Source organism: Streptacidiphilus monticola (assembly GCF_042658505.1).
Lineage (GTDB): Bacteria > Actinomycetota > Actinomycetes > Streptomycetales > Streptomycetaceae > Streptacidiphilus > Streptacidiphilus monticola.
On record NZ_JBHSQJ010000023.1, the window covers coordinates 40,659 to 53,290 of the forward strand.

The following is a 12,632-nucleotide window of genomic DNA, read 5'->3' on the forward strand; positions in this document are numbered from 1 at the left end:
GCAACCCGGCGAACCTGTCCGGACACGCCACTAACATGCCCACCATGGACGGCGCAGCCGCAGACCCGGCCACCGAGCCCGCCCCCGACGCGCCGCGCTGGGCAGGCGGTTGGCGTCGGCTGCTGCTGGCGGCGGGCATGTTCGTCTACCCCGCGCTCACCGCCGCCGGGGTCGCCCAGTACAGCCGGGGCCCGGCGGCGGTCGTCGGCGGGGTCGTCGTCGGCCTGTTCTGCCTCTGCTTCCTCGGGGCGGGCGTGGCCCTGGAGCGGCGGGCGCGACCGGCGTTCCTGACGCTGCTCGCCGTGATGGCCCTGCTGACCGTGCTCGCGCTGCCCAGCGCCCACGAGTTCGGGTTCTTCCTCGCGGCCGTCGTGGTCCCGTACACGGCTGTCTTCGTGCCCCGGCTGGCCACCCCGGCCGTCGCCGGGGGCTGCCTGGCCGCGGTCCTGGTCCCCTGGGCGGTGCCCGCGTGGCACACCTCCGCCGGCTGGTACCAGGCGGCGGCCATCCTGTTCACCGCACTCACCGTGCGCGCCTTCGCCGAGACCGCCGCGGCCAACCGGGCGCTGCTGGAGGCGCGCGCCGAGGTGGCACGCCTGGCGTCCCAGGCCGAACGCGCCCGCATCGCACGGGACTTGCACGACCTGCTGGGGCACTCGCTCACCGTCATCACCGTCAAGAGCGGCCTGGCCCGCAGGATCGCCGGCACCGATCCCGTCCGGGCCGTCGCCGAGATCACCGAAGTGGAGGCGCTGAGCCGCCGGGCACTCGCGGACGTGCGGGCCGCCGTCTCGGGCTACCGCGAGGTGACGCTCGCCACCGAACTCGCCCGGGGCCGCGAACTCCTGCGCGCCGCAGGCATCCTGGCCGAACTGCCCGCCGGCACCGACCACATCCCCTCCCGGCAGCAGGAGCTGTTCGGCTGGGTGCTGCGCGAGGGCCTCACCAACGTCGTCCGCCACTCCCGCGCCACGCGGTGCACCGTGCGCGTCGAGCCCGGCCTGCTGGAGATCCGCGACGACGGCGCACCGCCCGCCCGTCCGCCGGCCACGGGCGGCGGCAACGGACTGGCAGGGCTCCGCGAGCGGGTGGCCGCCGCCGGGGGCGCGCTCGACGCCGGTCCGGCCACGCCCCAGGGCTGGCGCCTGCGCGTCCGCCTCGACTCCCAGGGAGAGAGCGCCGCGTGACGATCCGTCTGCTGCTGGCCGACGACCAGGACCTGATCCGCGCGGCCCTCGGCGCCCTGCTGGACCTGGAGCCGGACTTCGAGGTCGTCGCCTCGGTGGACCGCGGCGACCGGGTCGCGGCGGCGGCACTGGAGCACCGGCCCGACGTCGCCCTGCTCGACGTCGAGATGCCCGGCCTGGACGGCATCGCCGCGGCGGGCGTCCTCGCCGCCCGACTCCCCTCGTGCAAGGTCGTCATCCTCACCACCTTCGGCCGCGCCGGCTACCTGCGCCGCGCGATGGAGGCGGGGGCGGTCGGCTTCGTGGTCAAGGACGCGCCGCCGGAGGCGCTGGCGGACGCGGTGCGGCGGGTGATGGCGGGACAGCGCGTCGTGGACCCGGAGTTGGCCGCCGCCACGCTCGCGGCGGGCGACTCGCCGCTGACCGGCCGCGAGCGCGACGTGCTCAACGCCTCGCGCTCGGGGGCGTCGGTGGCCGAGATCGCCGGGGCACTGTTCCTGTCGGAGGGGACGGTCCGCAACTACCTCTCGTCCGCGATCGCCAAGACCGGGACCCGCAACCGCATCGAGGCCCTGCGGGCGGCCGACGAACGCGGCTGGCTCTGACAGCGCGTCAGAACCCGATACCCGGCGGACCGGTCACCAGCTGATCGAGGCCGCGACCGGCAGGTGGTCGCTGCCGGTGGCCGGGAGCACCCACGAGCGCTGCGGCGTCACGCCGCGGACCAGGATCTGGTCGATCCGCACCACCGGGAACGCCGCCGGCCAGCTGAAGCCGAAACCGTCGCCGGCCAGTTCCTGGGCGGAGCGCAGCTGTGAGGTGAGGGCGTGGAAGGCGCGGTCGTCCGTGGTGCCGTTCAGGTCGCCGAGCAGCACCACCCGCTTGCTTGGATCGGCGGCGACGGCCTTCGCGAGGGCCTGCGCGTTCCGGTCCCGGAAGACCGTCCAGAAGCCGGTGCGGGGCGTCACCCGGACGGAGCCGAGGTGCGCCACGTAGACCGCCAGCGGCCCGTGGGGCGTGGTCACCGTGGCCCGCAGCGCCCGGTTGTAGGAGAGCTTGACGGCGGCCGGCTTGGTCGCGCCCAGCGGCCCGTAGTCCATCCCGGTGTCGACCGGCCGGACGTCCGACAGCGGCAGCCGGCTCCACAGGCCGACGGTTCCCGCCACGACGTGGAACGGATACGCCGACGCCAGTTGCTTCGCGTAGGTGGCGGCGGCCTGTGGCGTCAGCTCCTCGAGCGCCAGCACGTCGGCCCCCGAGGCGGCCAGGTCCCGGGCGGTGCCGACCGGGTCGGCGTTGCCGGCGCTCACGTTGTGGCTGACCAGGGTGAGGTCCCCGCCCGGGTGGGACTTGTCGAGGAGCAGCCCGCCGAAGAGGCCCAGCCACACGGTCACCGGCAGCAGCAGCGCCACCACGGCGGACGCCGACCGCCGCCACAGCGCGCCGGCCAGCAGCACCGGGACGAACAGGCCGAACCACGGCAGGAAGGTCTCCACCAGGCTGCCGACGCTGCCGAGCCCGTTCGGGATCTCCGCGTGCAGCATCAGCAGCAGCCCGAGCAGCAGCGCCAGTACGGCGAGCACCCGCCCCCGCTGCCACGCCTCGGGCCGTGACAACGCGCCGGTCACCCTCCGACGGAGTGCGGGGAGACGGTCACCTCGGTCGGCGTCCGGGCAGTGCGTGGTCGGTGCGGAGGAGCGGGTCTGAGCCATGCCGCAAGTCAAGACGCCCGGATGTCGCGGGGGCGTATGCGAATCCCGATATGCCCGCGATACGCCGCAGCTCGTAGCGTGGACCGCATGCGCGTGCTGATCGTCGAGGACGAGCCCTACCTGGCGGAGGCCATCCGCGACGGCCTGCGCCTGGAAGCCATCGCGGCCGACATCGCCGGCGACGGCGACACCGCGCTGCAACTGCTGGACGTCAACGCCTACGACATCGCCGTCCTCGACCGCGACGTCCCCGGGCCCTCGGGCGACGAGATCGCCGCCCGCATCGTCGCCTCCGGCACCGGCATGCCGATCCTGATGCTGACCGCGGCCGACCGGCTCGACGACAAGGCCTCCGGATTCGCGCTGGGCGCGGACGACTACCTCACCAAGCCCTTCGAGCTGCGGGAGCTCGCGCTGCGGCTGCGCGCCCTGGACCGCAGGCGCGCCCACAGTAGGCCGCCGGTGCGCGAGTTGGCGGGGCTGCGCCTGGACCCGTTCCGCCGGGAGGTCTACCGGGACGGCCGCTATGTGGCGCTGACGCGCAAGCAGTTCGCGGTGCTGGAGGTCCTCGTGGCCGCCGAGGGCGGCGTCGTCAGTGCCGAGGAACTCCTGGAGCGCGCCTGGGACGCGAACGCCGACCCGTTCACCAACGCGGTGCGGATCACCGTCTCGGCGCTGCGCAAGCGCCTCGGTGAGCCCTGGATCATCGCGACCGTGCCGGGTGTCGGCTACCGCATCGACGCCCAGCCGGCGTCGACGACTGATGACGAGGGAGGCGGGCGTGGATAGGACCCCCGGGCCGAGCGTGCGGCTCAGGCTCACGCTCAGCTACGCCGGATTCCTGATGCTGGCCGGCGTCCTGCTGCTGGCCGCCGTATGGCTGTTCCTGCTGCGTTACGTCCCCGAGCGGGCGCTGATCGTCCCCGACGGCACCAGCACCCTCACCCACGGGGTGTTCCCCGTCCGGTCCAACCTGCTGCGCGTGTTCGCCCCGAGGGCGGCCGCGGTCCTCGGGTTCCTGCTGGTGCTCGGCCTCGGGGGCGGGTGGCTCCTCGCGGGCCGGATGCTCGCACCGCTGACCCGGATCACCGAGGCCACCCGCCTCGCCTCGGCCGGCTCGCTGTCCCACCGCATCCGACTGCCGGGCCGCCAGGACGAGTTCCGCGAGCTCGCCGACGCCTTCGACGCGATGCTCGGCCGACTGGAAGCCCATGTCGCCGACCAGCGCAGGTTCGCCGCCAACGCCTCGCACGAACTGCGCACCCCGCTGGCCATCTCGAAGGCGCTGCTCGACGTGGCCCGCACCGATCCCGACCAGGACACCGGCGAGATCCTCGAACGCCTCCACACCGTCAACGCCCGGGCCATCGACCTCACCGAGGCACTGCTCCTGCTCACCCGCGCCGAACAGCGGTCCTTCGCCCGCGAGCGCGTCGACCTTTCCCTGCTGGCGGAGGAGGCCACCGAGACGCTGCTCCCGCTCGCGGAGAAGCACGGCGTCACCGTCGAGACGTCCGGCGACTTCACACCCGCGCTCGGGTCCCCCGCGCTGCTGCTGCAGCTGACCACGAACCTCGTGCACAACGCCGTCGTGCACAACCTGCCGACCGGCGGCGCGGTCCGGGTCACCACCGCGGTCCGGTCCGGGGCGGCGCTGCTCACGGTGGAGAACACGGGCGAACAGCTCACCCCCCAGCGGGTGTCGACCCTCACCGAACCGTTCCAACGCGGCTCCGAACGTACCCGCGGCGACCACCCGGGCGTCGGCCTCGGCCTGGCCATCGCCACCGCCATCACCGACGCCCACGACGGCCGACTCACCCTCACGCCCCGCCCCGACGGCGGCCTCCGCGTCACGGTCGAGCTCCCCACCGCAGGTCCGGTGGACCACAACCCCGGTGGCTGACGGCGCACCGGCCGGGGCAACGGCCGGGCGTCCGCGGGGCGTTCAGGCCGGCAACGCCCGCGTGAAGGCGTTGCCGAACTTGCCTGCGGGGTCCAGCTCCTGACGCAGGGCCAGGAAGTCCGCCAGGCGCTCGTAGTGGGCGGCGCCCTGCGGGGAGAGGGAGACCTTGCCCCAGTGGGGGCGGGCGCCCAGCGGGAGCAGGGCGCGCTCGACGGCCGCCAGTGCGGGGGTCACCGCGGTGGGATCGGGCTTCCAGGTGAAGTGGAAGGCCACCGACGCGCGCCCGTACGAGGGGCTGAGCCACAGGTCGTCGGCGGCCACCGTGCGCACCTCGGAGATGTGCAGCACCGGGGCCAACCGGGCGCCCAGCGCCCGCAGTTCGGCGACGGCCGCCGGGGCCGCCGCGCGCGGGAGCAGGAACTCGGACTGGAGCTCCTCGCCGCTGCTCGGGGTGAACTCGGGGCGGAAGTGCGGCAGCCGCTCGTGCCAGGGGCCCGGAACGCCCAGCTGCGCGGTGCAGTTGACGGTGGGCATGCCCGGCACGGGGTGCTCCGGCCCCTCGGCGGGGCGCGCCCCCGGGACGGCGGCGGCCGGGCTGCCGTCGTCGAGTTGCTTGACCCACACCCGGCCGGTGTCCGAGCCCCAGTCGGTGAACAGGCTGACGCTGTAGCCGGCGGCGTGGATCTCGTCGAGGTGGGCGGCGTAGTCGCCCAGGGAGAGGCCGACATGGACGTACTGCCGCACGTCGAAGGCGGGCACCACGGACAGCGTCAGCGCGGTGACGATGCCCAGCGCGCCGAGGTGGACGACCGTGCCGGGGTGGTCGAGGACGCGCAACTCGCCGTCGGCGCCGACCAGTTCGAGAGAGCGCACGGCGGCGGAGAGGGACGCGTTCGCGTCGCCCGAGCCGTGGGTGCCGGTGGCCGTGGCGCCCGCGACGGAGATGTGGGGGAGGGAGGCCAGGTTGCCCAGGGCGAGGCCGGCGGCCTGGAGGGCGACGGCGAGCTCGGCGTAGCGGGTGGCGGCGGAGACGGTGACGGTGCGCGCCCCCGCATCGATGTCGATGCGGGTGGGCAGGCCGTCCAGGAGCACCAGGTCGCCGTCCGTGTCGGCGACGGTGCTGAACGAGTGGCCGCTGCCCAGCGCCCGGATCCGGTCGCTGCCGCGGACCAGCTCCTGCAGTTCGGCCACTGCCCGCGGCCGGTGGACGGCACGGGCGCCGAAGGTGAGGTTGCCTGCCCAGTTGGTCAACGAGCCGGTGGTCGTCATCAGTTCACACCCAGGGTCGGTCAGGTTTCGAAGGGGGTCCGGCCCGGCGCACCGCCACGCGGGTGCGCCGGGCCGGGAGCCTGCGGGACGCGGCTCAGCGTGCGCCGAGCAGGTGCTCCAGCGCCAGCTGGTCCAGCTGCTCGAAGGCCATGCCGCGCTGCGCGGCGGCCTCGACGTCGAAGTCCTCGAAGGCGGAGCGGTCCGCGAGCAGCGCGGCCAGGCCGTCCTCCGCGGTCCGCGCGGCCAGCTGGTCCAGGCGGGAGGCGGCGAGCGCGGCCTGGACCTCCGGGTCGGCGCGGAAGGCCAGTGCCTTCTCCTTCAGCAGCAGGTAGTTCTGCATGCAGCCGGCGGCCGAGGCCCAGACACCGTCGAAGTCCTCGGTGCGCGGCGGCTTGAAGTCGAAGTGGCGCGGACCCTCGTAGCCGGCCGACTCCAGCAGGTCGACCAGCCAGAAGGCCTGGCGCAGGTCGCCCGCGCCGAAGCGGAAGTCCTGGTCGTACTTGATCCCGGACTGGCCGTTCAGGTCGATGTGGAACAGCTTGCCGTGCCACAGGGCCTGCGCGATGCCGTGCGGGAAGTTGAGCCCGGCCATCTGCTCGTGGCCGACCTCGGGGTTGAGGCCGACGCGGTCGGCGTACTCGAGCTCGTTGATGAAGGCCAGGGCGTGGCCCACGGTCGGCAGCAGGATGTCGCCGCGCGGCTCGTTCGGCTTGGGCTCGATCGCGAAGCGCAGGTCGTAGCCCTGCTCGGTGACGTACTGGCCGAGCAGGTCGAAGGCCTCCTTCAGCCGGTCCAGCGCCACCCGGACGTCCTTGGCCGCGCCCGACTCGGCGCCCTCGCGGCCGCCCCAGGCGACGTAGGTGGTGGCGCCCAGCTCGGCGGCCAGGTCGATGTTGCGGATGGTCTTGCGCAGCGCGTAGCGGCGCACGTCCCGGTCGTTGGCGGTGAAGGCGCCGTCCTTGAAGACCGGGTGGGTGAACAGGTTGGTGGTGGCCATCGGGACCTTGAGCCCGGTGGCGTCCAGGGCGGCGCGGAAGCGCTTGATGTGCTCCTCGCGCTCGCTGTCGGAGGACCCGAAGGGGATCAGGTCGTCGTCGTGGAAGGTCACGCCGTACGCGCCCAGCTCGGCCAGACGGTTGACGGTCTCGACCGGGTCGAGGGCCGGACGGGTGGCGTCGCCGAAGGGGTCGCGGCCCTGCCAGCCGACGGTCCACAGACCGAACGTGAAACGGTCCTCGGGGGTGGGGGTCATGCGGCTCATGCGGCTCTCCTTCTGTGCGCCACGGTGGCGGGGGCTGTGCGGGTGCCCGAGGGGGCGCCCCAAGGGCTATTCGTAATGCCAGAAAACAAATTAGTATGCGCGGGTCAGAACGACAAGGGACACGAGGGAGAGACCTGGATGGGCGCGCAGCGAGTCGTGATCGGCGTCGACAGTTCGACGCAGTCCGCCAAGGCACTCGCCGTCGACGTGGAGACGGGCGAGGTAGTGGGCCAGGGCCGGGCCGGGCACACGGTCAGCGGCACCGGCGGGGCGCGCGAGAGCGACCCGCGGCAGTGGTGGTCCGCGTTCGCCGAGGCCGTCGCCGCGACCGGCTGGGCGGACCGGGCCGAGGCCGTCTCGGTGGGCGGCCAGCAGCACGGCCTGGTCACCCTGGACGCGGACGGCGCGCCGGTGCGGCCCGCGCTGCTCTGGAACGACGTCCGCTCGGCCCCGCAGGCCGCGCGGCTCGTCGAGGAGCGCGGCGCGCAGTGGTGGGCGGAGCGGGTCGGCAGCGTGCCCGGCGCCTCCTTCACCGCCGCCAAGTGGGCCTGGCTCCGCGAGAACGAGCCGGAGGCGGCCGCGGCCACCGCGCAGGTCCGCCTGCCGCACGACTTCCTGACGGAGCGCCTGACCGGCGAGGGCACCACCGACCGCGGTGACGCCTCCGGCACGGCGTGGTGGACGGGGGAGGGCTATGACCCCGAGATCCTGGCCGCGCTCGGGCTGACCGAGCGTCAACTGCCGCGGGTGCTCGCCCCGGGCGAGGCCGCGGGCAAGGTGCGCGCGGGCGGCCCGCTGCGCGAGGGCGCGCTGGTCGCCCCGGGCACGGGCGACAACATGGCCGCCGCGCTGGGCCTCGGCCTGGCCCCCGGCACCCCGGTGCTCAGCCTGGGCACCTCCGGGACCGTGTACGCGGTGACCCGGGGCCGTCCGCAGGACCCGAGCGGGACGGTGGCCGGCTTCGCGGACGCGCTCGGCGGCTGGCTGCCACTCGCCTGCACGCTCAACTGCACGCTGGCGGTGGACCGGGTGGCGGCGCTGCTCGGACGGGACCGCGAGGACGTCGAGCCGGGCGGCTCGGCGGTCGTCCTCCCCTACCTGGACGGCGAGCGGACGCCCAACCTCCCGTACGCGGCCGGGCTCTTCCACGGCGTGCGCCACGACACCACCGCCGGGCAGCTGCTGCAGGCGGCGTACGACGGCGCGGCGTACTCGCTCCTCGCCGCGCTGGACGACGTCCTGCGGGCGGGCGGGGAGCCCGCGGACGACGGACAGCCCCTGCTGCTCATCGGCGGTGGCGCACGCGGCAACGCCTGGCAGCAGACGGTGCGCCGGCTCTCCGGGCGGCCGGTGCAGGTGCCGCGGGCGCAGGAGCTGGTGGCGCTGGGGGCGGCGGCGCAGGCCGCTTCGCTGCTGACCGGGGAAGCCCCTGACCAGGTCGCGCGCCGCTGGGGCACGGCCTCCGGCCCGGTCCTCGACCCCCTGCCCCGCGACACGGAGACCCTGGACCGGCTGGCGCTGACGCTGCGTCAAGCGGCACCTTTGCTGGGCCGGTAACCAGGCAGCCGGTCAGGGGCGCGAGTGCGCCGGACAGGAGCAACCGGGCAGCCCCGTGGGGGGCGCGAGGAACTGCGCGAGCAACACACCACTCGGGGAGGTCCGGCCCCATCTGCGGACGAACCCCCGTGGGGGGGTGTGTTGCTCGTGCAGTTCCTCGCGCCCCTGAGGGGTTGCCGGGTAGGTGGCGTGCCGTGCCGCGGGCGTCCGGTGGGGGCAGCGGCCGGTGCCGGGGCAGGGGGCGGGTAACCTGCTGCGACAGTTCAGAGGCATCCTCCGGAAGGAAGAATCCGACCGTGCGTGACACGTTGCCGGCGCGGCCGGCGTCCCAGCAGGGGATGCGGCGGCAGAACCTGTCCCTCGTGCTGGGCACCGTCGGCGCGCAGGGTCCCCTGTCGCGAGCGGACGTGGCCGCCCGCACCGGGCTGACCAGGGCCGCCGTGTCCAGCCTCGTGGACGAGCTGCAGGCCAACGGCCTGATCGAGGAGCACGAGGCCACCCCCAGCGGCCGCGTCGGGCGTCCCGGCCGCGGGCTCGTCGTCAGCGACCACGGCCCCGCCGGGCTCGGGCTGGAGGTCGGGGTGGGGCACCTCGGCGTCTGCCTGGTGGACCTCCGCGGCGAGGTGCGGGCCTGGAGGCAGGTGGAGGCGGACAACCAACACCGGTCCCCGGAACGGGTGTTGGCCGATCTCGCCGAGCTCGTCGGCGCCACCTCGGCCGACGGCCTGCGGCCCGTGGGCGCGGTCCTGGCCGTGCCCGGTCTGCTCGCCGACGCCCCCGGCACCGTGGCGCACGCGCCCAACCTCGGCTGGCACGACGTGGACCTGGCCGAACTCTGGGCCCGCAGCGCGCCGCCGGGAACCCCGGCGCTGTCCCTGGAGAACGAGGCCAACCTCGGAGCCCTCGCCGAACTGTGGGAGAACCCCGAGGCCCGGGACTTCGTGCACGTCTCCGCCGAGGCGGGCATCGGTGCCGCGCTGGTCATCGACGGGCGGCTGTTCCGCGGCGCCCGCGGCTGGGCCGGTGAGCTCGGCCACGTCCCGGTCCGCCCCGACGGACCCCACTGCGCCTGCGGCGCCCGGGGCTGCCTGGAGCAGTACGCGGGCGAAGCCGCGGTGCTGCGCGCGGCCGGGATCGAGACGGACGGCCGCGACGGCGTCCCCCAGCTCCTCGAACGCGCCGAGCGGTCCGAGCCGCGCGCGCTGGAGGCGCTCCGCACGGCCGGGGAGGCACTGGGCATCGCGCTCACGGGGGCCGTCCACCTCGTCGACCCGCAGGCCCTCGTCCTCGGCGGCGCCTACGCCGAGCTCGCGCCCTGGCTGCTGCCGGCCATGCGCGCCGAGCTCACCGCCCGGGTCGCCGTCCGGCCCTGGAGCGCCGACGCGCTGACGGCGTCCGCGCTGGGCCGACGTGGACCGCTGCTCGGCGCGGCGCGTCTGACCGTCCGTCGGATCCTGGCCGACCCGATCGGTGTACTGGGCTGAGCGCCCGTACTCCGTAGGGGTGCCCCGACAGGGCGCTATCGCATGGACGAGATAGTGTGACGCATGTGACGGACACTTACCTCGCCCGTATCGGCAAGCTCATCCGTACCGCCCGCCTGCACCGGGGTTTGACGCAGAGTCAGCTCGCCGAGGCACTGGGGACCAGCCAGAGCGCGGTCAACCGAATGGAGAGCGGCCAGCAGAATCTCAGCCTTGAGATGGTCGCCCGTATCGGCGGCGCGCTCGACAGCGAGATCGTCTCGCTCGGCTACGCCGGCCCCATGCACCTGCGCGTCGAGGGCGGCCGCCGGCTGTCCGGCGCGATCGACGTGCGCACCAGCAAGAACGCCTGCGTCGCGCTGCTGTGCGCCTCATTGCTGACGACGGGTCGGACGACGCTGCGCGGCGTCGCCAGGATCGAGGAGGTCTACCGGATCCTGGAGGTGCTGGGCAGCATCGGCGTCCGCTCGCGCTGGATCAACGACGGCGCGGACCTCGAACTCACCCCGCCCGCACGGCTCTCGCTCGACGACATGGACGCCGACGCGGCCCGCCGGACCCGCAGCGTACTCATGCTGCTCGGGCCGCTGCTGCACCTGTCCGACCGCTTCCGCATCCCCTACGCGGGCGGCTGCGACTTGGGCACCCGCTCGGTGGCCCCCCACCTGAGCGCGCTGCGCGCGTTCGGACTGCACGTCACCGCCACCGACGGCAGCTACCACGCGAGCGTGGAGGCGAGCGTCAGCCCGCAGCGGCCCATCGTGCTGACCGAGCGGGGCGACACCGTCACCGAGAACGCGCTGCTGGCGGCGGCCCGCAACCCCGGGACCACGGTGATCCGCAACGCCAGCCCGAACTACATGGTCCAGGACCTGTGCTTCTTCCTGGAGTTGCTGGGCGTGCGGATCGAGGGCATCGGCACGACGACGCTGGTCGTGCACGGCAAGGCGGACATCGACTGCGACGTGGACTACGCCCCGGCGGAGGACCCGGTCGAGGCGATGAGCCTGCTGGCGGCGGCGGTGGTGACCGGCTCCGACCTGACGATCCGTCGGGTGCCGGTGGAGTTCCTGGAGATCGAGCTCGCCGTGCTGGAGGAGATGGGCCTCGAGTACGAGAGCACGCCCGAGTACACCTCCAGGAACGGGCGGACCCGGCTGACCGACCTGACGGTGCACCCGTCCAAGCTCACCGCTCCCACGGACAAGATCCACCCGATGCCGTTCCCCGGCATCAACATCGACAACGTGCCCTTCTTCGCCGTGATCGGCGCGGCGGCGAACGGGACGACGCTGATCCACGACTGGGTCTACGAGAACCGGGCCATCTACCTCACGGAGCTGACCCGGCTCGGCGCGGACGTCAAACTGCTGGACCCGCACCGGGTTCTGGTCCAGGGCCCGGTGCGGTGGCGCCGCAACGAGCTGGTGTGCCCGCCCGCGCTGCGCCCCGCGGTGGTCATCCTGCTGGCCATGCTGGCCGCGGAGGGCACGTCGGTGCTGCGCAACGTCTATGTCATCAACCGGGGTTACGAGGACCTGGCGGAACGGCTCAACTCCGTGGGCGCGAGGATCGAAACCTTCCGCGACATCTGACGCCGCCACGGTCAGCCCCACCTACCCGGGGGCGCGGGGACACTTCGCGAGGGCGATCCGGCACCCGCCCAGGGGCGCGGGGACACTCCGCGAGGGCGATCCGGCACCCGCCCAGGGGTGCGGGGACACTCCGCGAGGGCAACCCGGCACCCACCCAGGGGCGCGAGGAACTGCGCGACCGGCCCACCACTCGGGGAGGTCCGGCCTCGTGTGCGGGACGGACCTCCCCGGGAGGTTGGTTGCTCGCGCAGTTCCTCGCGCCCCTGACGGGGCTGCCGGGCCGCTGTCAGAGATCGAAGCTGCGGGTCACGCCCGCGATGCGGGCGTGGTCACCGGGGCCCGGCGCGGTCCAGGTCCGGTCGGCGACCCGCAGCGACGGCGTCGTCAGCGAGTCGAGGAACTCGTTGCCGCCGAGGACCAGGAAGTCGTCCAACTCCCCGTCCACCAGGCGGAGCAGGGCCGCGCCGCCCCGGGCGGCCGTGACGGCCACCCGGCGGCCGCCTCGCAGGTCGATCTCGACCGGGCCCTCGTTGTCGCTCTGCACCAGGACGGTCAGGAAGCCGGTGCCGCCGTCGTCGCTCCCGCGCCAGTACGCGTCCGCTCGTCCGGCGGTCACCCGCGCCGGCGCAGGCGGCAGGGCGACGCCGTCGCCGGGCGCCCA

11 protein-coding genes are annotated in these 12,632 nt (G+C 74.3%); 7 read left to right on the forward strand and 4 right to left on the reverse strand.

Translation table 11 applies throughout. From position 1 onward, the window contains the following. Nucleotides 1–44 precede the first annotated feature (44 nt). Nucleotides 45–1,187 (forward strand): sensor histidine kinase, encoded by a 1,143-nt coding sequence (locus ACFP3V_RS07605; protein WP_380581134.1) that lies wholly within the window; start codon nucleotides 45–47, stop codon nucleotides 1,185–1,187. Further along, a complete protein-coding gene (locus ACFP3V_RS07610) occupies nucleotides 1,184–1,792 on the forward strand; it encodes a response regulator (protein ID WP_380581136.1) in 609 nt (202 codons plus the stop codon). Before ACFP3V_RS07605 ends, ACFP3V_RS07610 begins: the two co-directional genes overlap by 4 nt. A 33-nt stretch (nucleotides 1,793–1,825) precedes the next feature. Here the strand turns inward: ACFP3V_RS07610 and ACFP3V_RS07615 are convergent, their stop codons facing one another. Continuing rightward, on the reverse strand, nucleotides 1,826–2,899 hold the full coding sequence (locus ACFP3V_RS07615; RefSeq protein WP_380581138.1) for an endonuclease/exonuclease/phosphatase family protein: 1,074 nt from the start codon (nucleotides 2,897–2,899) through the stop codon (nucleotides 1,826–1,828). An 87-nt stretch (nucleotides 2,900–2,986) separates the two neighbouring features. Between ACFP3V_RS07615 and ACFP3V_RS07620 the strand changes: the two genes are divergently transcribed. Continuing rightward, nucleotides 2,987–3,688, forward strand: coding sequence for a response regulator transcription factor (locus ACFP3V_RS07620; RefSeq protein ID WP_380581140.1), 702 nt, complete (start codon nucleotides 2,987–2,989; stop codon nucleotides 3,686–3,688). Further along, nucleotides 3,681–4,805: a sensor histidine kinase gene (locus ACFP3V_RS07625; RefSeq protein ID WP_380581142.1), complete on the forward strand. Its 1,125-nt coding sequence runs from the start codon at nucleotides 3,681–3,683 to the stop codon at nucleotides 4,803–4,805. Before ACFP3V_RS07620 ends, ACFP3V_RS07625 begins: the two co-directional genes overlap by 8 nt. 42 nt (nucleotides 4,806–4,847) lie before the next feature. Here the strand turns inward: ACFP3V_RS07625 and ACFP3V_RS07630 are convergent, their stop codons facing one another. After that, nucleotides 4,848–6,074 (reverse strand): FAD-binding protein, encoded by a 1,227-nt coding sequence (locus ACFP3V_RS07630; RefSeq protein WP_380581144.1) that lies wholly within the window; start codon nucleotides 6,072–6,074, stop codon nucleotides 4,848–4,850. 94 nt (nucleotides 6,075–6,168) lie between these two features. After that, nucleotides 6,169–7,326: a xylose isomerase gene (xylA, locus tag ACFP3V_RS07635; RefSeq protein WP_380581243.1), complete on the reverse strand. Its 1,158-nt coding sequence runs from the start codon at nucleotides 7,324–7,326 to the stop codon at nucleotides 6,169–6,171. A 147-nt stretch (nucleotides 7,327–7,473) separates the two neighbouring features. On the opposite strand from xylA, the gene xylB reads away from it, so the two are divergent. From xylB to ACFP3V_RS07650, 3 genes are all read left to right on the forward strand, one after another. Beyond that, the gene (gene xylB / locus ACFP3V_RS07640; protein WP_380581146.1) at nucleotides 7,474–8,892 is read left to right on the forward strand and encodes a xylulokinase; all 1,419 of its coding nucleotides are present in this window, start codon (nucleotides 7,474–7,476) and stop codon (nucleotides 8,890–8,892) included. A 338-nt stretch (nucleotides 8,893–9,230) separates the two neighbouring features. Then, nucleotides 9,231–10,376, forward strand: coding sequence for an ROK family protein (locus tag ACFP3V_RS07645; RefSeq protein WP_380581245.1), 1,146 nt, complete (start codon nucleotides 9,231–9,233; stop codon nucleotides 10,374–10,376). A gap of 65 nt (nucleotides 10,377–10,441) precedes the next feature. After that, the gene (locus ACFP3V_RS07650; RefSeq protein WP_380581148.1) at nucleotides 10,442–11,971 is read left to right on the forward strand and encodes a helix-turn-helix domain-containing protein; all 1,530 of its coding nucleotides are present in this window, start codon (nucleotides 10,442–10,444) and stop codon (nucleotides 11,969–11,971) included. A gap of 286 nt (nucleotides 11,972–12,257) precedes the next feature. On the opposite strand, the gene ACFP3V_RS07655 is transcribed toward ACFP3V_RS07650, so the two are convergent. Continuing rightward, the coding region (locus ACFP3V_RS07655; protein ID WP_380581150.1) for a hypothetical protein at nucleotides 12,258–12,632 on the reverse strand (375 nt) is incomplete at its 5' end.

Coding starts and splice junctions, on each gene's coding strand:
- ACFP3V_RS07605 (WP_380581134.1), top strand. CDS start 45: ATGGACGGCGCAGCCGCAGACCCGGCCACCGAGCCCGCCCCCGACGCG.
- ACFP3V_RS07615 (WP_380581138.1), bottom strand. CDS start 2,899: ATGGCTCAGACCCGCTCCTCCGCACCGACCACGCACTGCCCGGACGCC.
- ACFP3V_RS07620 (WP_380581140.1), top strand. CDS start 2,987: ATGCGCGTGCTGATCGTCGAGGACGAGCCCTACCTGGCGGAGGCCATC.
- ACFP3V_RS07630 (WP_380581144.1), bottom strand. CDS start 6,074: ATGACGACCACCGGCTCGTTGACCAACTGGGCAGGCAACCTCACCTTC.
- xylA (WP_380581243.1), bottom strand. CDS start 7,326: ATGACCCCCACCCCCGAGGACCGTTTCACGTTCGGTCTGTGGACCGTC.
- xylB (WP_380581146.1), top strand. CDS start 7,474: ATGGGCGCGCAGCGAGTCGTGATCGGCGTCGACAGTTCGACGCAGTCC.
- ACFP3V_RS07645 (WP_380581245.1), top strand. CDS start 9,231: ATGCGGCGGCAGAACCTGTCCCTCGTGCTGGGCACCGTCGGCGCGCAG.